Annotated in this window: 18 protein-coding genes; 8 read left to right on the top strand and 10 right to left on the bottom strand. The window is 68.4% G+C overall.

From position 1 onward, the window contains the following. Positions 1-1578 carry a gamma-glutamyltransferase gene (locus H9Q09_RS08880; RefSeq protein WP_187390743.1) on the bottom strand — a complete coding sequence of 526 codons (1578 nt, stop codon included), beginning with the start codon at positions 1576-1578 and terminating at the stop codon, positions 1-3. Between the two features lie 89 nt (positions 1579-1667). After that, positions 1668-2435 (bottom strand): helix-turn-helix domain-containing protein, encoded by a 768-nt coding sequence (locus H9Q09_RS08875; protein ID WP_210310117.1) that lies wholly within the window; start codon positions 2433-2435, stop codon positions 1668-1670. 190 nt (positions 2436-2625) lie between these two features. On the opposite strand from H9Q09_RS08875, the gene H9Q09_RS08870 reads away from it, so the two are divergent. The 8 genes from H9Q09_RS08870 (at position 2626) to H9Q09_RS08835 (ending at position 13232) form a co-directional block, all read left to right on the top strand. Further along, on the top strand, positions 2626-4197 hold the full coding sequence (locus tag H9Q09_RS08870; RefSeq protein WP_246716069.1) for an ABC transporter substrate-binding protein: 1572 nt from the start codon (positions 2626-2628) through the stop codon (positions 4195-4197). An 83-nt stretch (positions 4198-4280) separates the two neighbouring features. Further along, entirely contained in the window at positions 4281-5222 is a 942-nt protein-coding gene (locus H9Q09_RS08865; RefSeq protein WP_009210491.1) for an ABC transporter permease, read from the top strand. After that, on the top strand, positions 5222-6115 hold the full coding sequence (locus H9Q09_RS08860; protein WP_187390740.1) for an ABC transporter permease: 894 nt from the start codon (positions 5222-5224) through the stop codon (positions 6113-6115). The genes H9Q09_RS08865 and H9Q09_RS08860 overlap by 1 nt, the downstream gene beginning before the upstream one ends. Further along, on the top strand, positions 6115-7809 hold the full coding sequence (locus tag H9Q09_RS08855) for an ABC transporter ATP-binding protein (RefSeq protein ID WP_187390739.1): 1695 nt from the start codon (positions 6115-6117) through the stop codon (positions 7807-7809). The genes H9Q09_RS08860 and H9Q09_RS08855 overlap by 1 nt, the downstream gene beginning before the upstream one ends. Beyond that, a complete protein-coding gene (locus tag H9Q09_RS08850) occupies positions 7806-9347 on the top strand; it encodes a M81 family metallopeptidase (protein ID WP_187390738.1) in 1542 nt (513 codons plus the stop codon). Before H9Q09_RS08855 ends, H9Q09_RS08850 begins: the two co-directional genes overlap by 4 nt. A gap of 46 nt (positions 9348-9393) precedes the next feature. Continuing rightward, positions 9394-10557, top strand: coding sequence for a M20 aminoacylase family protein (locus H9Q09_RS08845; RefSeq protein ID WP_187390737.1), 1164 nt, complete (start codon positions 9394-9396; stop codon positions 10555-10557). 37 nt (positions 10558-10594) lie between these two features. Further along, entirely contained in the window at positions 10595-11731 is a 1137-nt protein-coding gene (locus tag H9Q09_RS08840; RefSeq protein WP_187390736.1) for a M20/M25/M40 family metallo-hydrolase, read from the top strand. Positions 11732-11759: 28 nt separating this feature from the next. Beyond that, complete coding sequence (locus tag H9Q09_RS08835) at positions 11760-13232, top strand: amidase (RefSeq protein WP_187390735.1); 1473 nt, start codon at positions 11760-11762, stop codon at positions 13230-13232. Between the two features lie 51 nt (positions 13233-13283). Here H9Q09_RS08835 and iolB read toward each other — a convergent pair whose 3' ends face one another. The 8 genes from iolB to H9Q09_RS08795 all read right to left on the bottom strand — a co-directional run bounded on the left by iolB (position 13284) and on the right by H9Q09_RS08795 (position 22896). Then, positions 13284-14093, bottom strand: a complete 810-nt coding sequence (iolB, locus tag H9Q09_RS08830) for a 5-deoxy-glucuronate isomerase (protein WP_187390734.1) — start codon at positions 14091-14093, stop codon at positions 13284-13286. 63 nt (positions 14094-14156) lie between these two features. Further along, positions 14157-15062: a myo-inosose-2 dehydratase gene (gene iolE, locus H9Q09_RS08825; protein WP_187390733.1), complete on the bottom strand. Its 906-nt coding sequence runs from the start codon at positions 15060-15062 to the stop codon at positions 14157-14159. 48 nt (positions 15063-15110) lie between these two features. Continuing rightward, a complete protein-coding gene (gene iolD / locus H9Q09_RS08820) occupies positions 15111-16940 on the bottom strand; it encodes a 3D-(3,5/4)-trihydroxycyclohexane-1,2-dione acylhydrolase (decyclizing) (protein ID WP_187390732.1) in 1830 nt (609 codons plus the stop codon). Continuing rightward, a complete protein-coding gene (gene iolC / locus H9Q09_RS08815) occupies positions 16937-18856 on the bottom strand; it encodes a 5-dehydro-2-deoxygluconokinase (protein WP_187390731.1) in 1920 nt (639 codons plus the stop codon). The genes iolD and iolC overlap by 4 nt, the downstream gene beginning before the upstream one ends. Next, positions 18856-19635: an ATP-binding cassette domain-containing protein gene (locus H9Q09_RS08810; RefSeq protein WP_009210502.1), complete on the bottom strand. Its 780-nt coding sequence runs from the start codon at positions 19633-19635 to the stop codon at positions 18856-18858. The genes iolC and H9Q09_RS08810 overlap by 1 nt, the downstream gene beginning before the upstream one ends. A gap of 1 nt (position 19636) precedes the next feature. Beyond that, complete coding sequence (locus H9Q09_RS08805; RefSeq protein ID WP_024350156.1) at positions 19637-20743, bottom strand: ABC transporter permease; 1107 nt, start codon at positions 20741-20743, stop codon at positions 19637-19639. Positions 20744-20995: 252 nt separating this feature from the next. Next, positions 20996-21922, bottom strand: a complete 927-nt coding sequence (locus H9Q09_RS08800; RefSeq protein ID WP_187390730.1) for a sugar ABC transporter substrate-binding protein — start codon at positions 21920-21922, stop codon at positions 20996-20998. Positions 21923-22059: 137 nt separating this feature from the next. Continuing rightward, entirely contained in the window at positions 22060-22896 is an 837-nt protein-coding gene (locus H9Q09_RS08795) for a MurR/RpiR family transcriptional regulator (RefSeq protein WP_187390729.1), read from the bottom strand. Positions 22897-22971: the final 75 nt, after the last annotated feature.

The following is a 22971-nucleotide window of genomic DNA, read 5'->3' as shown; positions in this document are numbered from 1 at the left end:
CTACGCCGTGGCGGCGACATCCTCTTCGGCGACGGCATCGCCCCAGGGCGAGACGATCTCGGTCGCGCCCCAGTTGGTCACCCCCTCTCGCGCCACGCCGGAGGGACAGGCGAAGGCATAGGGAAAGACCGTCCGCGGCACGGTCTCGACCCGGTGGGTTCGCCGCAGGGCCGCCAGATCGGCGTCCGGGATCGCCTCGTCGGCGATCACCATGTCGCCGCCCGACACGTCGATGCGCGGGGCGCGGAAGGCGGCGTCGAGGTCGCCGCGTCCCGCCAGCATATGGCGGGCAAGCTGGAACACGGCCGGCAGGATCTTGCGCCCGCCCGAGGCGCCGAGGGCAAATCGCGTGTCACCGCTTTCGCCGAGGATCGGGCAGACATTCATCAGGCAGCGCTTGCCGCCGGCGAGCGCATTCGGCCCGCCCTGTTCGGGATCGAACCACATGATGCCGTTGTTCAGAAGCAGTCCGGTCGAGGGCGAGACCACCCGCGACCCGAAGACCGACAGCAGCGTCTGGGTCATCGCGACCATGTTGCCGTGCCTGTCGACGATGGAGAAATGCGTCGTCGAGCCGGGCGCGGCGGGGCTGTCGTGGTCGCCCATCCGGGCCAGGCGATGCGCATAGGCCCCGGACAGCGCATCCGCCGTCGCCGCCAGTTCGTCGCCGGGCCCGGCGAAGGATCCCGCCGCCGCGTAGCGCGCAAACGCGTCGGCCAGCGTCGGCCCCGCCGTCAGCTCGGGCGTCGCGTGAAGCCGGCCGCCCGGTGCCGCGAAGGAGAGCGGCGTCTGGATCTCTGCGCGATAGGCTGCCAGATCCGCATAGGTCAGCGATCCGCCCTTGTCGGCGACGTCGCGGGCGAGCTCGCGGGCGACGTCGCCCTCGTGCATCTCGCGCGGCCCGTTGCGGGCGATCGCATCCAGCGTGTCCGCCATCCGGCCCATGGTCAGGCGGATATCGGTCAGCGCCGTCCAGCCGCCGACCGGCGGCCAGACCCCGTCCTCCAGGAACAGCGCCGCCGCGTCCGGATCGCGCGCCAGCGACCGCGCCGCCGAGGCGATCATCAGCCCGGCGTACCAGTCGATCTTCAGCCCCTCGCGGGCCATCGCCGCCGCTGGCTGGACGAGGTCGTGCCAGGGCATGCGCCCCCAGCGGGCATGGGCGATGCCGATGCCGTCGACGACGCCGGGCACCGCCACCGCCGTCGCGCCCTCGATATTGCGGTCGTCGACCACCCGCTTCCAGGGAAAAAGGTCACTCGCGCGGCCTTCCCCGGCCAGCGGAAACGCCGCCGGGTCGAGCCCGGCGGGCGCGCGCATGCCGTAATAGACCGCATAGGGTTTCGCCTCGTCGGCGCGCCACACCATCATCGCGCCGCCGCCGGCCGGGCCGCTCATCCAAGGCTCCAGCACCCCCATGCCGAAGGAGACGGCGGTCGCCGCGTCGAGGGCATCGCCGCCGGCCGCCAGGATCTCTGCGCCGAGTTCCGCGACCCGGCGATGCTGGGCCGCGACGATGCCGGTCTGCGACATCCGGGCCGGCTTGGTAACGATCTGGGAGCGGGAGAAATTGGTCATGGACGTCCCCGGATACGGATGAGTGGGTGCATGGGCAGGACGGGACGGACGCGGTGTTGCGGCCGCGACCCTTCGGCAGCGGGCGCCGGTCAGCCAACGCCGTTGGCGGCATCGAGCAGGGGCGGGATGATCTCGGCCTCCAGACGTTCGCGGGTCCAGGCGGTGCCGCTGACCGAGCAATGGATCGCCCCGCCGGTCTGCGGGTCGCGGCCGACGGCCACGGCGACGCCGAGCTCGTTCATCTGCACCTCGTTCTCGGCGATGGAGTAGCCGGTTTCGGCCGCCGCCTCGACGAGGGCGCCGACAGCGCCGCGGTCCATCACCGTTGCAGGCGTGAACCGCCGCATCGGCCATTCCTCGACGCAGCGGCGGCGTGTCTCGGCGCCGAGGCGCGACAGCATCACCCGGCCGCTTGAGGTGTTCAGTGCCGGCACCCGGCGCCCGACGATGGAGGCGCCGAAGCTCGTGCGGGCGCTGGGCAGGCGGACGATGTAGACGATGTCGGGCCCGTCGATGCGCGAGAAATTGATGGTTTCGCCCAGCGACTGGTGCAGGTCGATCAGCTTGGGCATCGCCGTGTGGACCAGCTCCTGCGACCAGAAATAGGCATTGGCGAGCTCGGTCATCCGGATCGACGGACTGTAGCGACGGGTGGTCGGGTCCTTGTCGAGATAGCCCAGGCGGGTGAAGGTGGTGACCAGACGCTGAACGCTGCTGCGGTCGAGCCCGGTCGCCTCGGACAATTCGGTCAGGCCCATGCGCGAACGCTCGGGCGCAAAGGCCTCCAGAAGGGTCATCGCCTTGCCGAGCGAGGCAACGAAGTGGCCGTCCTTCTGAACTTCCCGGTCTGCCGCCATGCTGCGCTGCACACTATTTGATCAATTCGGAGTGTTGACTGAATCGTAGCCGTGTTCCTACGATACCACAATCCGCAAACGGTTATCGGCATGCGATAACGGGCGGAGATGTCCCGGCCCCCGAGCCCTACCCTTCGGAGACGCATTGATGTCCTTCTTCTCTGCCGCTTCCACCTTCCGACCAACCCGGATGATCCGATCCGCCCTGCTCGCCTCCGTCGTCGCCATGACGGGCCTCGCCGGCGGCCCCGCCGCCGCCCAGGAAATCCGCGCCGTGATGCATTCGGGCATCCGCGTCCTCGATCCCGTGATCACCACCGCACACATCACGCGCAACCACGGCTACATGATCTACGACACGCTTCTGGGCATGGACGAGAGCCTGAAGCCGCAGCCGCAGATGGCCAGCTGGGAAGTCTCCGACGACAAGCTCACCTACAGCTTCACCCTGCGCGACGGCCTGAAATGGCATGACGGCGCACCGGTGACGGCGGCCGACGTCGTCGCCTCGCTGAAGCGCTGGGGCGAGCGCGACGGCGGCGCCCAGATGATGTTCAAATATGTCGAGAGCCTCGAGGCCAAGGACGACAAGACGGCCGTCCTGACCCTGTCCGAGCCGTTCTCCTACGTCCTCGAACTGATCGCCAAGCCGTCCGGCCTGCCGTCCTTCATCATGCCGGAACGCGTCGCCCAGACGCCCTCCGGCGAGGCGATCACCGACTATACCGGTTCCGGCCCGTTCACCTTCGTCGAGGCCGAGTTCGAACCCGGCGTGCGCGCCGTCTACGACAAGAACCCCGACTATGTGCCGCGCGACGAGGCGCCGAGCTGGACCGCCGGCGGCAAGGTGGTGAATGTCGACCGCGTGACCTGGGTGGTCATGCCGGACGCCCAGACCGCGGTGAACGCCATCAATAGCGGCGAGATCGACTATATCGAGCAGACGCCGACCGACCTTCTGCCGCTGCTGCAGGGCAATCCCGAGCTGACGGTGATGACCCTCGCCGATTACGGCTACCAGACCATGGGCCGGCTCAACTGGCTCTACCCGCCCTTCGACAATGTCGAGATCCGGCGTGCCGCCATGGCGGCGCTCGGCCAGGAGCCGATCCTCGCCGCGCTGGTCGGCAATCCGGAATATCAGGACACCTGCGGCTCGATGTATGGCTGCAACACGCCCTTCGCGACCGAGGCGGGCGACGAGCTGATCATGAAGGGCCCGCAGCCCGAGGTCGCCAAGAAGATGCTCGACGAGGCCGGCTATGACGGCACGCCGGTCGTCCTGATGCAGCCCACCGATGTCGGCTCCGTCGGCCCGCAGCCGGTGGTCGCCGCCCAGCTCCTGCGCCAGGCCGGCTTCACCGTCGACATGCAGCCGATGGACTGGCAGACCCTCGTGACCCGCCGCGCCAGCCAGTCCGCGCCCGCCGACGGCGGCTGGAACATGTTCTTCACCAACTGGATCATCCCGGAGGTGTGGAGCCCGCTCAACAACCCGATGCTGAACGGCGGCGGCAAGGAAGCGGCCTGGTTCGGCTGGCCGGACGATCCGAAGCTGGAGGAACTGCGCGTCGCCTTCGCCAAGGCCGGCGACGAGGCCGAGCGCAAGAAGATCGCCGAGGACATCCAGGCCCACGCCTATGACGTCGTCAACTACATCCCGGTCGGCGAGTACCGGATCCCGACGACGATCTCCAACAAGCTGACCGAAATCATGAAGATGCCGGTTCCGGTGTTCTGGAACGTCCAGAAGACCGACTGACGCCATGCCCGTGACGCCGCGTCGCTGACGGCGCGGCGTCACCCGTTCCCTTCTGCAGCGTCCTGCGCCGCGAGGCTCGACCCATGCTCGCCTACATCTTCCGCCGCGTCCTGGCCTCCGTGCCGGTGCTGATCGTCGTGGCGCTGTTCGTCTTCCTCTTGTTGCGGCTGACGCCGGGCGACCCGGCCGCGATCATCGCCGGCGACATGGCGACCCCCGAACAGCTCGCCCAGATCCGCCAGAGCCTCGGCCTCAACGAGCCGCTGGTGACCCAGTTCATCACCTGGAGCGGCCAGCTCCTGAGCGGCGATTTCGGCCGTTCGCTGATCTCGCGCACGCCGGTCCTGACCCTGATCGGCCAGCGGCTGGAACCGACCCTCAGCCTCGCCCTCGTGACCATGGCGATCACGCTTCTCCTGTCGATCCCGATGGGCGTCCTCGCCGCCTGGCGCCACGGCACGCTCACCGACAACGTCATCATGGCGATCTCGGTGCTGGGCTTCTCGATCCCGGTCTTCGTCACCGGCTATATCTTCATCCAGATCTTCGCCATCGACCTTAAGCTGCTCCCGGTCCAGGGCTTCAAGAGCATCTTCGACGGCGTCGGGCCGTTCCTGGCGCGCATCATCCTGCCGGCCTTCACCCTGGCGACGATCTACATCGCGCTGATCGCCCGCATGACCCGCGCCGCGATGCTGGACGTTCTCGACGAGGATTATGTGCGCACCGCCCGGGCCAAGGGCCTTTCGGAGCGGATCGTCCTGTTCCGCCATGCGCTGCGCAACGCCGCCGTGCCGATCCTCACCGTCGTCGGAACCGGTTTCGCGCTGATGATCTCCGGCGTCGTCGTCACCGAGAGCGTCTTCAACATTCCCGGCCTCGGGCGGCTCACCGTCGACGCCATCCTTGCCCGCGACTACCCGGTGATCCAGGCGCTGATCCTCCTGACCAGCGGCATCTACGTGGTGATCAACCTCCTGATCGACATCTCCTACGCGTTCATGGACCCGAGGATCCGATACTGATGGCGAGGAGAGACACCCTGCCCCCGATTGCCGAGCCGGTCATCAAGCGCCGCTTCCTGCCGCGGATCGAACTGGCGGATCTGCGCTTCGCGCCGACCCTCGCCGCGATCTGCCTGGCGGTCATCGTCATCGGCGCGCTGCTGGCGCCGATCATCGCGCCCTTCGACCCGATCGCCATGAACCCGATGGAACGGCTGGCGGGCGCCAGCGCCACCCATCCCTTCGGCACCGACGCCTATGGCCGCGACGTCTTCTCGCGCACCCTCTACGGCGCCCGCGTCTCGCTGATCGTCGGCATCGGCGCGGCCCTCGTGGCGGTGCTGATCGGCCTGCCGCTCGGCCTGATCTCGGGCTTCTTCCGCTGGCTCGACGCAATCCTGATGCGGATCATGGACGGCCTGATGGCGATCCCCAGCGTGCTCCTGGCCATCGCCATCGTGTCGCTGGCCGGCTCCAGCCTCTGGACCGTGCTCATCGCCATCACCATTCCGGAGATCCCGCGTGTCGTGCGGCTGGTGCGTTCGGTCGTCCTGTCGGCGCGCGAGGAGCCCTATGTCGAGGCCGCCATCGCCGTCGGCTCCAGCCTGCCGAAGATCATGTGGCGGCACCTGACGCCCAACACCATCGCGCCGCTGATCGTCCAGGGCACCTATGTCTGCGCCTCGGCGATCCTGACCGAGGCGATCCTGTCGTTCCTGGGCGCCGGCATCGGCACCGAGACGCCGTCCTGGGGCAACATCATGTCGGAGGGCCGGCTCTACTTCCAGCTCAAGCCGTCGCTGATCTTCTGGCCGGGCCTGTTCCTGTCGCTGGCCATCCTGTCGATCAACATTCTCGGCGACACCGCCCGCGACGTCATGGACCCGCGCCTCGGCAAGAAGAGGGAGGCCTGATGAGCGACCACGCCCACCCCGCCGCCGCGAGCACCGGCGGCGACGTCCTCGTCGTCGAGGATCTCGTCGTCACCACACGCGGCCGCAAGCCGACCCCGATCCTCGACGGCATCTCCCTCAGGGTCGGCGCCGGCGAGACCGTCTGCCTCGTCGGCGAAAGCGGCTCCGGCAAGTCGGTGACGTCGTTGGCCACGATGGGGCTGTTGCCGAAGGGGGCGCTCACCGCCCGCTCGGGCCGCATCCTCGTCGAGGGCGAGGATGTCCTGACCGCCAGCCCGGCGCGGCTGCGCCAGCTGCGCGCCACCCGCATGTCGATGATCTTCCAGGAGCCGATGACGGCGCTCAACCCGGTGATGACCGTCGAGAGCCAGCTGGAAGAAGTGCTGAGCGCCCATGCCAGCATGAGCACCGCCGATCGCCGGACGCGCATCCGCGACATCCTCTCGCTCGTTCATCTGCCGGATGTGGAGCGCATGTGCCGCTCCTATCCGCACCAGCTCTCGGGAGGCCAGCGCCAGCGGGTGATGATCGCCATGGCGCTCGTCCTCGAACCCAAACTGCTGATCGCCGACGAGCCGACGACGGCCCTCGACGTGACCACCCAGAAGCAGATCCTGAAGCTGATCCGCGAGATCCAGGAGCGCCTCGGCACCTCGGTCCTGTTCATCACCCACGACATGGGCGTCGTCGCCGACATCGCCGACCGGGTCTATGTGATGCGGGCCGGCGAGATCGTGGAATCCGGGCCGATCCAGGCGATCCTCACCGCCCCGACCAAGCCCTATACCCGCAACCTTCTGACCGCCGTGCCGGCGCTGCGCCCGCGCGACGCCCGCCCCGCGGCCTCCCGCGAGATCGTGCTGGAGACCAGCGAACTCGGCATGACCTACAGCCAGGGCTCGCTGTTTCGCAAACGCGAGGGCACCGTCGCGGCCAAGGACGTCAACCTGATCCTCGGTCGTGGCCGCACCCTCGGCATCGTCGGCGAGAGCGGCTCGGGCAAGTCGACCGTGGCGCGCTGCGTCATGCGGCTGATCGAGCCCACCGCCGGCAGCATCCGCCTGCGCGGCTCCGACATTTCGGGCCTGTCGCGCCGGGCGCTGCGACCGTGGCGCAAGCGCATCCAGATGATCTTCCAGGACCCCAACCGCTCGCTCAATCCGCGGCTGACGGTGGGCGACAGCATCACCGAGGGGCCGATCAATTACGGCACGCCGCCCGGCAAGGCGCGCGAGCAGGCGAAGACGCTTCTGGAACTCGTCGGCCTGCCCAAGGACGCCATCGACCGGCATCCGCACCAGTTCTCCGGCGGCCAGCGCCAGCGCATCGCCATCGCCCGGGCGCTGGCCATGGAGCCGGACGTCCTCGTCGCCGACGAGGCGGTGTCGGCCCTCGACGTGTCGGTGCAGGCCCAGGTCCTCGACCTTCTCGACGACATCCAGGCGCGGCTCGGCGTCGCCCTCCTGTTCATCACCCACGACCTGCGCGTCGCCGCGCAGATCTGCGACGAGGTGGTGGTGATGCAGCGCGGCCGGGTGGTGGAGTACGGCCCGACCGCCGAGGTGCTGGGCAATCCGCGCGAGGCCTATACGCGCGAACTGATCGACGCGGCGCCCGGCCGCTACTGGGACTTTCCGAATTTCCGCCCGCTGCCCGGCGCCGCAGGCTTCAGGGACACGACCGTGCCGGCATGACAGACGACAGCACAGGGACGCCCGCCCCGCGCATTGCGGTCGGCGGGTTCATGCACGAGACCAATACGTTCGCGCCGACCAGAGCGGACTACGCCGCCTTCGAGCATGGTGGTGGCTGGCCGGCGCTGGCGGAGGGCCCGGGGATGATCGCGGCGACGCGCGACGTCAACATGGGCATCTGCGGCTTCGTCACCGAAGCCGAGCGACGCGGCTGGCACCTCGTGCCGACGCTGTGGTGCGCAGCGGTGCCCTCCGCCCATGTCACCGAAGACGCCTATGAGGCCATCGCCGCCCGCATCGTCGCGGCGGTCGATGCCGCACTGCCACTCGACGCGGTCTATCTCGATCTCCACGGCGCCATGGTCTGCACCCACCTCGACGATGGCGAAGGCGAGCTCCTGGCGCGGGTGCGCCGGGTCATCGGCCCCGATGTGCCGCTGGTCGCCAGTCTCGACCTGCACGGCAACGTCACGCCGCAGATGGTGGCCGGGGCCGATCTGCTCGTCGCCTACCGCACCTATCCGCATGTCGACATGGCCGAGACCGGACGCCGTACCGCCGAACAGCTGGTTCCGCTGCTCGCCGGCCAGCGCCACGCCAAAGCGTTCCGGCAGATCCCCTTCCTGATCCCCATCGCCTGGCAATCGACCACCATGGAGCCGAACGCCACGCTTTATGGCGGCCTGCCGGAGATGGAGACCGGCGGGGTCGCCAGCGTCTCCTATCTCTGCGGCTTTCCGGCCGCCGACTTTCCCGATTGCGGCCCGTCCGTCCTCGCCTATGGCGCTGATCAGGCGGGGGCCGATGCTGCTGCGGACGCTCTGGCAGCGAGGGTCGTCGCGGCGCGTTCCGCCTATGCCGGCAAGGCGTTTGCGCCGCTGGACGGCGTGCGCGAGGCGATACGGATCGCGACAGGCGCCACGCGCCCGGTCGTCATTGCCGACACCCAGGACAATCCCGGCGCCGGTGGCGATTCCAACACCACCGGCATGCTGAAGGCGCTCATCGAAGCCGACGCGCAGCGCGCCGCGATCGGCGTGATCTTCGATCCGAAGGCGGCGGCCGCCGCCCATGCGGCGGGCGTCGGGGCGACGACCGAGATCACCCTCAGCGGCGCCGACGGCGTTGCCGGCGACACGCCCTTCACCGGCACCTTCGAGGTCACTGCCCTCTCCGACGGCGACCTGATCGCCTCCGGCGCCTTCTACGGCGGTGCGCGCATGCGGCTCGGCCCGTCCGCCTGCCTGAAGATCGGCGGCGTGCGCGTCGTGGTCGCCTCGGCCAAGGCGCAGATGGCCGACCGCGAGATGTATCGCTTCGTCGGGATCGAACCGGAGAAGGAGGCGATCCTCGTCAACAAGAGTTCGGTGCATTTCCGCGCCGATTTCGCGCCGATTGCCGAGACGATCCTGACCTGCACGGCGCCGGGACCCATGCCCCTGTCGCCGGCCGACCTGCCCTTCCGACGGCTGCGGCCCGGCATCGACCTGTCGCCCACCGGCCCGGTGTTCGATCCCGCCGAATCCCATCCGTCGTAATGCCTGCGACCGCCTTGCCGCGGCCGCGAAACGAGGAAACCCGACCATGACCATCATTCCCGAGATCAAGAGCTTTGCCGAAGATTTGACGGCGATCCGCCACGATTTGCACGCCCATCCGGAGATCGGCTTCGAGGAAAAGCGCACCGCCGCCATCGTCGCCGAGGCGCTGAAGAGCTACGGCGTCGACGAGATCCACGAGGGCATCGGCGGCACCGGCGTCGTCGGCATCCTCCGGGGCACCGGCGGCGACGGCCGGACCATCGGCCTGCGCGCCGACATGGACGCCCTGCCGATGGAGGAGTTCACCAACCTTCCCTACCGCTCGACCAATCCCGGCCGCTTCCATGGCTGCGGCCATGACGGCCACACCACCATGCTGCTGGGCGCGGCGCGCTATCTCGCCGCAAATCGCGGTTTCAAGGGCACCGCGATGTTCGTCTTCCAGCCCGCCGAGGAGGGGCTGGGCGGCGCCCGCGCGATGATCGCCGACCGCCTGTTCGAGCGCTTCCCCTGCGACGAGATCTACGGCCTGCACAACATGCCCGATCTGGAGCTCGGCGAGGTCGCCGTCTTCCCGGGCAAGGCGATGGCCGGCGCCAAGTTCTTCGACATCCAGATCATGGCGCGCGGCAGCCATGCCGCCATGCCGCACAATTCCAAGGACCCGATCGTCATCGCCATGGCGCTCGGCCAGAGCCTGCAGTCGATCGTCAGCCGCAACGTCAATCCGCTGAAGCCGGCGGTGCTGTCGATCACCAAGTTCGCCGCGGGGTCGGCCTACAACGTCATTCCCGAAGAGGCCGATCTCGGCGGCACGATCCGCTACTTCCACGACGACGTGGGCGAGCTCGTCGCCACCCGCATCCGCGAGATCGCCGCCGGTTTCGCGGCGAGCTACGACTGCGAGATCGTGGTCGACATCCGCGACGTCTTCTCGGTGCTGGAGAACCACGAGGCCGAGACCGAGGCGCTGCGCGAAGTCGCCGTCGAGATCGTCGGCGAAGACAAGGTCTTCACCGACCCCCGCCCGACCATGGGCAGCGAGGATTTCGCCGACATGCTGCACGCGGTCCCCGGCTCCTATTGCTGGGTCGGCCATGGCGGCACCATGCCGCTGCACAATCCCGGCTTCATCCTCGACGACGGCATCCTGCCGATCGGCTCCAGCCTTCTGGCCCGCATCGTCGAGAAGCGGCTGGGGGCCTGACCGGCCGATCCGAGACCTCAGGAAAGCGAGAGTGACGATGGACGTGACCAAGATCCCGCTGGATGCGGAACAGATGCTGAGTGGCCTGAGACGCTGGGTCGAATGCGAGAGCCCGACCTATGACAAGCCGTCGGTCGACCGGATGATGGCGCTGGCCGCCGAGGACATGCAGGCCATGGGCTTCGAGGTGGAGACCATTCCCGGCCCCGAGGGGCTCGGCAATTGCGTGCGCGGCGCGTTTCCGCACCCCAAGGCCGGCGAGCCCGGCATCCTGATCATCGGCCATCTCGACACGGTGCACCCGCTCGGCACGCTGGAGAAGCTGCCGTTCCGGCGCGAGGGCGACATCTGCTGGGGCCCTGGCATCTGCGACATGAAGGGCGGCAACTACATCGCCATCAGCGCCGTCAAGGCGCTGGCCGACATGGGCGTCGAGACGCCGCTGCCGGTGCATGTCCTGCTCACCTCCGACGAGGAGATCGGCACGCCGGGCACTCGCGCGCTGATCGAGGCCGAGGCCGCCAAACACCGCTACATCCTGGTGCCGGAGCCGGCCTGGGCCCGCAACACGGTGGTCACCGGCCGCTACGCCATCGCCCGCTACCATCTGACCGCCATGGGGCGCCCGAGCCATGCCGGCGCGGCGCTGAAGGCTGGCCAGTCGGCGGTGAAGATGATGGCCCGGCAGCTCATCGCCATCGAGGACATGACCGACGAGGACTGCACCTTCTCGGTCTCCGTCATGCATGGCGGCCAGTGGGTCAATTGCGTGCCGACCATCGCCCGCGCCGAGTGCCTCTCCATGGCCAAGCGCCAGGAAGACCTCGACCGGGGCACCGAGAACATTCTCGCCTTCGACAGGCGCGAGGCGGACGGCACCGGCTTCTTCGTCGAGAAGAGCGTCGTGCGCCCGGTCTGGGAAGCCAGCGAAGGCACGATGGAGCTCTACGAACGCGTCCGGCGGATCGGCAACGAGCTGGGCTTCGACCTTGCCCATGCCAGCGAGGGCGGCGGCTCGGACGGCAATTTCACCGGCGCCATGGGCCTGCCGACGCTGGACGGCCTCGGCGTGGTCGGTGCCGACGTCCATACGCTGAACGAGCATATCGAGGTGTCGAGCCTGGTCTCGCGGGGACGTCTCCTGGGCGGCCTTATGGCCGAGCTCGGCGCCTGATGCGGCGCCCCGCAGGGGGCCTTCGCCGGTGACATCCGGCGGGGCACCTCAAGAAGCGGACGGCGAGACGCTCTCGCCGTTCGACCGGCCGGGCCATCTACGCGCGCCGGACGCGGTGTCCGGGATCTGCGCCATGGACGCGACGGCGTTGATGGCCGCGATGCGTGCCGGCCGCCTGTCCTCGCTGGAGATCGTCACCGCCTTCCTCGACCGGATCGACGCGCTCAACCCGACCTACAACGCCATCATCTCCCGGCGTCCGCGGGACGCGATTCTCGCCGACGCAGCGGCCGCCGACCAGGCGCTGGCCAGCGGCGCGGACACCGGTCCGCTGCACGGCCTGCCCATCGCCATCAAGGATCTGTCGCCGACAAAGGGGCTGACCACCACCTTCGGCTCGCCGATCTACCGCGACCACCTGCCCGATTGCGACGGCCTCTCCACGGCGCGCATCCGGGCGGCCGGGGCGATCATCGTCGGCAAGACCAACACGCCGGAATTCGGCCTCGGCTCCCACACCTTCAACGAAGTCTTCGGCGCGACCGGCAACGCCTTTGCGCCGGAGCGCAGCGCCGGCGGCTCCAGCGGCGGCGCGGCCGTCGCCATCGCGACGCGCATGCTGCCGCTGGCCGACGGTTCGGACATGGGCGGCTCGCTGCGCAATCCCACCGCCTTCAACAATGTCTACGGCCTACGCCCCTCCTTCGGCCGGGTACCGAGCCTGCCGGCCGGCAATGTCTTCGAGGCGGCGCTGGCCACCGACGGGCCGATGGCGCGCACCGCCGACGATCTCGCCTTGTTGCTCGCCGTCCAGGCCGGCGTCGATCCGCGCCAGCCGCTGTCGGTCGGGCTTCCCGGCCTCGAGACGACGACGCGCGACGAGGGCGCGCCCGTCCGGATCGGCTGGCTTGGCGATTTCGACGGCCATCTCGCCATGGAGCCGGGCATTCTCGACACCAATCGCGCGGCGCTGGAACGCATTCCGGGCGCGGTGGTCGAGGCTGCGGCTTTGGGCTTCGATGCCGAGCGCCTGTGGCAGAGCTTCGTGATCCAGCGCCATGTGGCGGTCGCGGCTCGCTACGGCCCGCTCCATGCCGATCCGGCGACGCGCGACCTGCTGAAACCGGAAATGGTCTGGGAGATCGAGAACGGCCTGCGTCTGTCGGCGCTGGCCGTCGAGGCCGCCCGCGAGCTGCGGACCGCTTGGCATCTGCGCCTCGTCGACCTCTTCGCCCGCTTCGACCTGCTGGCCCTTCCGGCCGCGCAGGTCTGGCCCTTCGCGATCGGCGAGCGCTGGCCGGAGGCCATCGATGGCCGGGCGATGGACAGCTATCACCGCTGGATGGAATGCGTGGCGCCCGCCACCCTCTCCGGCTGCCCCGTCCTCGCGCTGCCGTCCGGCTTTCGCGGCGGCCTGTCGGCGGGCGTCCAGATCATCGCGCCTTTGGGCCGCGAGGCCGATCTCCTGGCCCTGGCACGGCGGGTCGAGCGCGCGGGCTGAGCCCCGCAACGCTGCCGATTCCCGCTTCCTTCGCCATTGCCGGCGGGCGGTTCATTCCGCGTCGCGCTGGGCGATCCAGTCGTGGTCGGGGTGGTTCTCGAACCGCCACTGGCGGCGGGGGCCCGCCATGACGTTGAGATAGTACATCTTGTAGCCATGCGGTGCGCCGCAGGGATGGTGCCCCTTGGGCACGAGGACGACGTCGCCGTCATGGACGGTCATGGTCTCGTCGAGGCTGCCGTCGTCGGTGAAGACCCGCTGGAAGCCGAAGCCCTGCGGCGGGTCGAGGCGGTGGTAATAGGTCTCTTCCAGATAGGTCATGCGCGGAAAATCGTCCTCGTCATGCCGGTGCGGCGGATAGGACGACCAGTTGCCCGCCGGCGTGTAGACCTCGGTCACCAGCAAGCTGTCGGCGACGTCGCGCTCTTCCATGGCGATAGCGTGCACCTTGCGGGTGTTGGCTCCCTTGCCCTTGACGATGGTCGGGATGCCCTGCGGGCCGATCACCCGCGCGGCGTGGCCGCCCTTGCCCGGGGCGCGGCAGACCGCCAGCGTCAGCGGCGTCGTCGCCGTGACCTGCCAGCGCGAGCCGTTCGGCACATAGACCGCGTGGGGCGGCACCAGCTCGAAGACCGACATGCGCGCGCCGAGTTCGCCGAACTCCTGGTCGCCGGCGCTGACCTCGCCCTTGCCCTCCAGGAGAACGAGGATCGCTTCCTCCTCGCCGGTCTCCGCCGATGCCATCTCGCCGGCTTCCAGCCGATGCAACGCGAAGCCGACGTAGGACCAGCCGGCATCGGCCGGGGTGATGTCGTGAACCAGGCCATGCCGGCCGTTCGGGCGACGAAGAAGGTCGGGCATCGTGATCCTCCGCAATGCTGTTGATCGTCCGCAGGGCACGCCCCGCGAACCGGGTCCGCCTGGTCAGTCCGCGACGAGGCCGGTTTCGGCGGCCAGCGTCTTCAGGGTCTTCAGGCCGAGGCTCTGATATTCGACCGGATCGTGGACCTCCGGGTCCTGCTCGGCCTCGATGACGATCCAGCCGTCGTAGCCATGCTCCGCCAGGACCGCGAGGCAGGGGCCGAATTCGACGCCGCCTTCCGCGTCACCCGGCACGGTGAAGACACCGCGGCGTACGCCCTCCAGAAACGACAGGCCTTCGCGGCGCACATCCGCCATCACGGCCGGCCGCACGTTCTTGGCGTGGAAATGCGCCACGCGATCGACATGCCGGGCGAGATAGGGCGCCGGATCGACCCCGTTGCCGCCGAAATAGAAATGCCCGGCATCGAACAGAAGCCGGGTCGCCGGTCCGGTATGGGCCATGAACAGGTCGAGCTCGGCCGGCGTTTCGACGACCGTGCCCATGTGATGATGGTAGACCAGCGGCACGCCCTCGGCGGCGCAATGGGCCGCGACCTTCTCGACCCGCGCACCGAACTCCGCCCATTGATCCGCATTGAGCACCGGCGAGGCCGCCAGCCCGACCGCGTCGTTGCCGTGGATCGCGTTGGAGGTCTCGCAGGCGATGCAGACCGTGCAGCCCATCGCCTTCAGCCGGTCGAGATGCGGCTGGATCAGCGCGATCTCCTGATCGGCCGAATGGACGAGGAGGTTGAGCGAATACCAGGCCGAGACGAAGGCGAGGCCGTGCGGCTGCAGGGCCGCCCGCAATTCGGCCGGGTCCCACGGAAATTTGTGGCCGTTCTCGATGCCGTCGAAGCCGATCGCGGCGGCTTCGCCGAGGCAGCGGTCGAGCGGGATATGGGCGCCGAGGCTCTGGTCGTCGTCGTTCGACCAGGCAATGGGGTTCGTGCCGAAGCGGATCATGGGCAGTTTTCCGGTCAGGAGATCGAGGGCGGACGGGGCGACGGCCGGTCAGCCGCCGGCGCGCATCCGCAATTGCGCTTCATAGGCCTTGCGGGCGGCTTCCACCGCCGGGCGGGCCGAGACTTCCGGTACCGCCACGTCCCACCAATGGCCACCCGGCCCGGCGCTGGGATAGGGATCGGTGTCGATCACCAGTACCACCGGACCGTCCGCCTCGCCCGCCGCCGCCAGTGCGACTTCCAGCTCGGCGATGGAGGTGACATGGGAGGCGGTGGCGCCCATCGAGGCGGCGTGGGCGGCGAAGTCGATCCGCGACGGGTTCACGTGATGGGCGTGTTCCAGGAGATTGTTGAACTCGGCGCCGCCGGTGCTCATCTGCAGCCGGTTGATGCAGCCATAGCCGCGATTGTCGGTGACGACGACGGTGAACTTGATCCCCAGCATCGCTGCCGTGGCGAGCTCGGAATTGGCCATCATGTAGCTGCCGTCGCCGATCATGCAGACCACGTCGCGATCGGGCTCGGCCATTTTGATGCCCATGGCCCCCGCGATCTCGTAGCCCATGCAGGAGAAGCCGTATTCCATGTGGTAGGCCCCCGGCCGCGGCGCCTTCCACAGGGTATGGAGTTCGCCCGGCATGGTGCCGGCGGCGCACATGACGACGGTATCGACGCCGCTGGCCCGCTGCACCGCGCCGATCACCTGCTGGTCGGTCGGCAGGGCATTGCTGTCCTTTGGCGCCGCGGTCAGCGGATCGACGGCGGCGAACCAGTCGCGTTTCAGGCCCGCATCGGGCGCGACGAATGCATGGTCGCCCAACGCTGCGCCGAGCGCTTCCAGTCCGACCAGCGCGTCGCAGCACAGCGGTTCGGCGCCGTGCTTCATGGCGTCGTAGGCCGCGACGTTCAGGCTGACGAGCCGGCGCCCGGGATTGCGGAAGAGGTTCCACGAGCCGGTGGTGAAGTCCTGGAAGCGCGTGCCGACGCCGAGAACAAGATCGGCCTCGGCGCAGATCGCGTTGGCAGACGCCGCCCCGGTCACGCCGACCGGGCCGAAATTGAGATCGTGATCCCAGGCGAGCGCCGACTTGCCGGCCTGGCTCTCGACCACCGGAATCCGGTGCCGGCGCGCGAATGTCTCCAGTGCCTCGCAGGCACCGGCGTAAAGCACGCCGCCACCGGCGACGATCACCGGCTTTTCAGCGCGGCGCAGGAGATCCGCGACACGCTCCAGCTCGACAGGATCGGGATGCGGCCGCCGGGTGCGCCAGACCCGCTGTTCGAAGAAGGTCGCCGGATAGTCGTAGGCCTCGGCCTGCACGTCCTGACAGAAGGCGAGGCACACCGGCCCGCATTCGGCCGGATCGGTCATCACCCGGAAGGCCCGCGGCAAGGCGGTCAGAAGCTGTTCGGGCCGCATGATGCGGTCGAAATAGCGGGTCACCGGACGGAAGCAGTCATTCACCGTCACGGTGCCGTCGCCGAAATCCTCGACCTGCTGCAACACCGGATCGGGGCCGCGATTGGCGAAGACGTCACCGGGCAGAAGCAGCAGCGGCAGCCGGTTCACATGGGCGAGCGCGGCGGCGGTCACCATATTGGTCGCGCCGGGCCCGATGGAGGAGGTCACCGCCATGGTCCGCCGGCGCTGCAGCTGCTTGGCATAGGCGATGGCCGCATGGCACATCGTCTGCTCGTTGTGGCCGCGCAGCGTCCGGATCTGGTCCTTCTCGGCATGCAGCGCCTCGCCGAGCCCGGCGACGTTGCCATGGCCGAAGATCGCCCAGACCCCGGCGATGAACGGCTCGCCGTCCTCGGTCATCTGGGCGGTGAGATATTTTACCAGGGCCTGCGCCGCTGTCAGACGGATCGTCGTCATGCCGCTTTCTCCCCTGCCCGGCGTGCGTCGTCCCAAAGGGCGCACAGCCTGCTGTATCGTTCCGCCATCTGGCGCACCGCCGCCTCGGGCGTGATGTCGCCGGTCATGTAGGCCTTCGCCGCGTCGGCGAAGATCGTCCGGCCGACGGCAAAGCCCTTCACCAGGTCGAAACGGGCGGCGACGGAGAAACTCTCGATGAGCGCCGCCTCGGAGGCTTCGAGACCCAGAACGACGATGCCGCGCACATTGGGATCGTTGTCCCGGATCGCCGCGCAGGCCTTCTGCCAGCCGGCCTCGCTGGTCATCGGCTCCAGCTTCCACCAGTCGGGATAGACGCCGAGATCGTAGAACCGCCGGATCACGGTCGCCGCAGTGTCGTCGTCCACCGGCCCGACCTTGGAGGGAATGACTTCCAGCAGAAATTCCAGCCGGTTGCGCCGGCAGGTGTTGTAGAGGCGCAGGATGGTCTCCTCCTGCGCGCGCCACAGTTGGGGAGCATCGTTGGGATGGCAGAAGCACAGGCATTTCACCACGTGCTCGCTCGGCCATTCCGACAGGCCGCCGAAATCCGAGCCGATCTCCGGCTCCAGCGACAAGGGCCGCGATCCCGGCCATTCGACCGGCCGGCCGATCCACAGGCCGCGACCGGCGGCGCGGTAGAGCGCCTGCCGCCCCAGCCGGCCGTCGCACAGAATGCCGTGGCCCGGCGCTCCGTCCTGGACCCGCAGCGCCGCGTCGAGGCAGAGCTGCTTGAAGGCGCCGATCCGGTCGGGCGTCGCCCCCTCCAGTTCCTCGAACTGCATGCGGTGGTCGAAGGCGAAAACGCGCATGGTCGACCAGTCGGTCTTGCGGGTCGTCGACCAGTGGATCTGCTCCAGCTCCGCGTCCTTGCGCAGCGCTTCCTTCTCCTTCAGGACGCCGCGCTTCAGGAAGAACTGCAGTTCCTGCCAGCTCGGATAGGCCGGAGTGCAGCCATGGCGCGACACGGCGAAGGCGCCGCAGGCATTGGCGTAGGTCAGGGCCGTCGGCCAGGTTTCGCCGTCGAGCCAGCCTTTCAGAAGGCCGGAGATGAAGCCGTCGCCGGCGCCCAGCACGTTGAACACCTCGATCGGGAAGCCGGGCCCGGCCTGCCCCTCGTCGAGACTGTTGCGGATCGGGCCCTCGAAGGCGACCGCGCCGGCCGCGCCGCGCTTGCAGACCAGCGTCGCGCCGGTGACGACGCGAACCGCCCGCAGCGCCGCGATGGTGTCGGTGGTGCCGCCGGCAATGTGGAATTCCTCCTCTGTGCCGACGATCAGGTCGAAGAGATGCAGGGTGGATTGCAGCTTCGCAGTGACCGCCGCGGAGGCGATGAAGCGTTCCTCGCCGGCGCCGTGGCCGGCAAGGCCCCACAGATTGGGGCGGTAGTCGATGTCGAGCGCGGTGCGAGCGCCATTGGCGCGGGCAAGCTCCAGCGCCTTCAGCACCGCCGCCTCGGTGCGCGGATTGCTGAGATGGGTGCCGGTGACGACGACGGCCCGCGCCCTGGCGATGAGCGCCTCGTCGATGTCGTCCTCGCACAGCGCCATGTCAGCGCAGTTCTCGCGATAGAAGATCAGCGGAAACTGCTCGTCGTCGCGAATGCCGAGAATGACCAGCGCGGTCAGCCGGTCGGGGTCGGTGACGACGCCCGTCGTGTCGACGCCCTCGCGCTGCAGCTCCTCGCGCAGGAACCGGCCCATATGCTCGTCGCCGACGCGGGTGATCAGCGCCGAGCGCAGGCCCAGCCGGGCCGTGCCGGTGGCCATGTTGGTGGGCGAGCCACCGACATATTTCTCGAAGCTGCGCATGTCCTCGAGCCGGCCGCCCACCTGTGCGCCATAGAGGTCGACGGAGGACCGGCCGATGGTGATGAGATCGAGATCCTTCGCCGCCATCACACGGTTCCTCCGAGCGAACCCTGCAGGGTCGCCAGTTCCTGGCCGCCGGCCATCAGGTCCTGCAGCTCGTTGGCGGTAATCTCGCCGCGCGGCGCAGTGCCCAGCGTGCGGCCGCGGTTGAGAACGGTGAAGCGATCACCCACGGCCATGGCGTGGCGGACATTGTGGGTGATGAAGACGACACCGATGCCCTGGTCGCGCACCTTCTCGATGGTCGCCAGGACATTGGAGGTCTGGCGCACGCCGAGCGCCGAGGTCGGCTCGTCGAGGATCAGCACCTTGGCGCCGAAATACACCGCGCGGGAGATCGCCACCGTCTGACGCTCGCCGCCCGACAGGGTGCCGACCGCCTGATCGGGACCGCGCAGGGCGATGCCCATCTTGCGCATCTCCTCAATGGTCACCGCGTTGGCCGTCTCGATGTCCATGCGCTTGAACAGCCAGCGTCCCTTGGTGGGCTCGCGGCCCATGAAGAAGTTGCGGGTCACCGACATCAGCGGGATCATGGCGAGATCCTGGAAGACCGTCGCGATGCCGGCTTCCATGGCGTCGCGCGGGCTGTCGAAGGACATCGGCTGGCCTTCGAAATAGATCTCGCCCTTGGTCGGCTTGTGGACCCCGGACATGGTCTTGATGAAGGTCGACTTGCCGGCGCCGTTGTCGCCGAGAAGGCAGTGGCACTCGCCGGGCAGGACGTCGAAGCTGACGCCGGCCAGGGCGATGATGTTGCCGAAGTGCTTCTCGATGTTTTCCATGTGAACGATGGGCTTGGTCATGTCAGCGCTCCCCGGTCACTTGCTTGCGGATGTAGTTGTTGAAGAGCACCGCCACGAGCAGCATGCCGCCCAGGAAGATCTGGAACCAGTCCTGGTCGAAGCTCGTGTAGGTCAGGCCGATGGTGACCATGCCGAAGATGATGGCGCCGAAGAAGGCGCCGATCGCCGAGCCGTAGCCGCCGGTCAGGAGGCAGCCGCCGATGACCGCCGCGATGATCGCCTCGAACTCCTTCATGAAGCCGCGACGGGCGTCGGTGGAGCCCGCGTCCATCACCGTGATGATGGCGACCAGCGCACCGCAGCAGGCGGCGAACATGAACAGCGAGATCTTCACCTTGCGCACCGGCACGCCGGAATTGGAGGCCGCGACCTTGTCGCCGCCGGCGGCGAAGATCCAGTTGCCCTGCGGGGTACGGGTGAGGACGTAGGTCGCCAGCAGCGCCAGGCCGACGAACCAGAGGATCTCGACCGGAATGCCCGGCACCTTGGGCGTGCCGTTGTTGAAGGTGTCGATGATCCCGGTCTCGGCCATCCATGCGAACAGGCCGGTGAAGGCGTCGCCGGAAAAGATCGGCATCAGCCAGTCGCTTTCCACCGAGTCGCGGACGCCGCGCAGCTGCGTCGAGCCGCCGGTGGCGATCTTCAGGCCGACCAGCGAGGCGCCGCGCAGGATGAACAGGAAGGCAAGGGTGACGATGAAGGAGGGCAGCCCGGTCTTCAGGACGATGGTGCCGTTGACCGAGCCGATCGCGGCCGCGACCATGAAGGTGATCGGGATCGCCAGGATCAGCGGCAGGCCGAGCGTCACCGTGCAGGCCGCGAAGATCAGGCCGGCGAAGGCGACCATGGAGCCGATCGACAGGTCGAACTCGCCGCCGATCATCAGCATCGCTGCGCCGATCGCCAGGATGCCGAGCTGGGCGGCCGGGGTCATGAAGTTCATGATCCCCGACAGTGTGAACATGGAGCTGTCGGCGGTGACCATGAAGAACACCGTGACGACGACCAGACCGGCGATGGCGCCGAGCTCCGGCCGCTTCATCAGCCGGGCCCCGAAACTCTCCCGCTTGAGGCGCTCGTCGGCGACCACCTGGGGTGTGTCAGACATCGTTTCTCCTCCTTCTGGACAAGGCTTCGCCGTGGCCGCGGGGCCGGCATGCCGGGTCGAAGATGCTTCGGGTCGTCGGTTCCGCCGGATGCGGGCTGCCGTGCGGACGGACCGCCGGGCGTGGCGCGGCGTGCGCGCAGGCACCTTGGACGGCGGATCGGCCGGCAAGATCGGGAAGCGGTCCGAAGACCCCTTCCCTCACCGGGGCTGCGGGTTCACCGCAGTCCCGGCGTCGTGATCGGGCCCTGAGGCCTAGCGGATGCCCTGCGCCGACAGCTCGACGACCTGGCCGGCCTTGTCCTGCGTGACGAGGTTCGGACCCGACGGCACGTTGCCGCCCGGGACCAGACCGTATTTCGAGTTGAGCGCCAGGAAGGTCACCGGCAGATAGCCCTGCAGGAACTGCTGCTGGTCGATGGCGAAGGTGGCCTTGCCCTCGGCGACAGCCTCCAGGAAGGTCGCCGACAGATCGAAGGTCGCGATCTTGACGTCGCCGGTCCGGCCGACGGCCTCGACGGCCTTCAGGGCCGGCTCGCCGACGAGCGAGGCGCCCAGTCCCAGAACGGTGTCGATATCCGGGTTCGAGGTCAGCGCAGCCTGGATCTTCGACTGGACTTCGGCCGGATCGTTCTGGGTCGGGACGACCTCGACCTGCCCGCCGAAGCCCTCGGCAAAGCCCTCGCAGCGCTGGTCGAGGGAGACGTTGCCGACTTCCTGGTTGACGCAGATCGCAACCTTGCCGCCATCCTTGGCGAGCTGCTCGCCGGCCGCCTTGCCGGCGGTGAACTCGTCCTGCCCGACATGCAGCAGCGCGCCGAGCCCCTTGGAGGCATCGGAGCCCGAATTCATGGAGATGACCGGGATGCCGGCCTGCACGGCCCGCTCGATCGAGGGTCCGAGCGCGTCGGCGTCGGGGATCGAGACGACCAGCCCGTCCGGCTCCTGATTGACCGCGGCGTCGATGAGCTGGCTCATCTGCACCATGTCGAAGGTCTCGGGCGCCCGGTAGTCGACCTCGGCGCCGCTATCCTTGGCGGCCTGGTCGACGCCGTTCTTGACCACCGACCAGAACGGGTCGTTGGCCTGGCCGTGCGAGACCACGATGATCTGCTGGGCGAAGGCCGGGCCGGTGAAGGCGATGGCCGCGGCCGCGATGGTCGATTTCAGGAAATTGTTCATGGATCCTCCCGTTGAGCACATGCGGGTTCTCCCGCATTTGGAACCGGCCGAAACCGGGTTCAGGTCGTTCCACCGGCCCTCACTCCCGAGCGCTTTTTGGAACAATTATTCTATTAAGGCCCTCGCGGCGGTCGGAGTCAAGCCTTTTCCTTACGTAATCCGCCAATGGCCACGGCCAGCGCCGTGACGAGCGCCAACCCGGCATTGGGCGCACGGAAGCCGCCGACCTCCACCTCCCGTGCAATCAGGAGGTTTTCCGCAACATCGGCGAGCGGGCAGGTGGTCGTGTCGCTCATCGCCAGAACCGGGATGCCGCGCTCCGAAACCCGCTTGGCGAGCGTCAGGGTCTCCTGCGAAAACGGCGCGAAGGTCACCGCGAACAGCGCATCGTCCGGCCCGATCGCATGGTCGCTCTCGATCTGACCGGTGGTGTGGTGCAGCATCGAGGCCACGCCCATCTTGTCGAGGAGATAGGCGAGATAGACCACCACCGCGAAGGCACGCCGCAGGCCGACCAGATGGATCGTGCGGGCCCCGGCCAACCGCTCCGCCACCGCCTGCAATTGCTGGGCATCCAGCTCTTTCGACATGTCCATCAGGGATCTGATGCCGGCCTCGGCAAAATCCGCGGCCAGGCGCCCGGCGCCCGATGCGCCCTCCGCCCGCAGCCGCGTCAGGCGTTCGGTGTAGTCCGGCCGCATCTGGGCGTATTCGGCCCGAAACAGCGCCTGCATCTCGGAATAGCCGGAGAGGCCAAGGGTCTGGCAGAAGCGCATGAAGGCCGAGGGAGGGACCTCGGCCAGCTGCGCCATGTCGGCGACCGTGGAGACGGCGACGCGATCGAGATTGGCGCGCAGGCAGATGGCGCATTGCTTCAGCCGCTTGGGCAGCGCGCCGTCGATCCTGTCGAGGCTGGCGAGCAATTCGGCGACACTGGCCGGCGCCCGGGGCACCCCCTCGGCAGAACTGTTCATCTCGCTCTCCTGACTTGACTCCCGCCCGCTGCGAGCGCATCCCTTTATGGAATTTATATTCCAATCGGCGGGAGG

The sequence above is a fragment of the Aurantimonas sp. DM33-3 genome, from assembly GCF_014334315.1.
Classification (GTDB): domain Bacteria; phylum Pseudomonadota; class Alphaproteobacteria; order Rhizobiales; family Rhizobiaceae; genus Aurantimonas; species Aurantimonas coralicida.
This window is presented reverse-complemented; position numbering and strand designations above follow the sequence as displayed.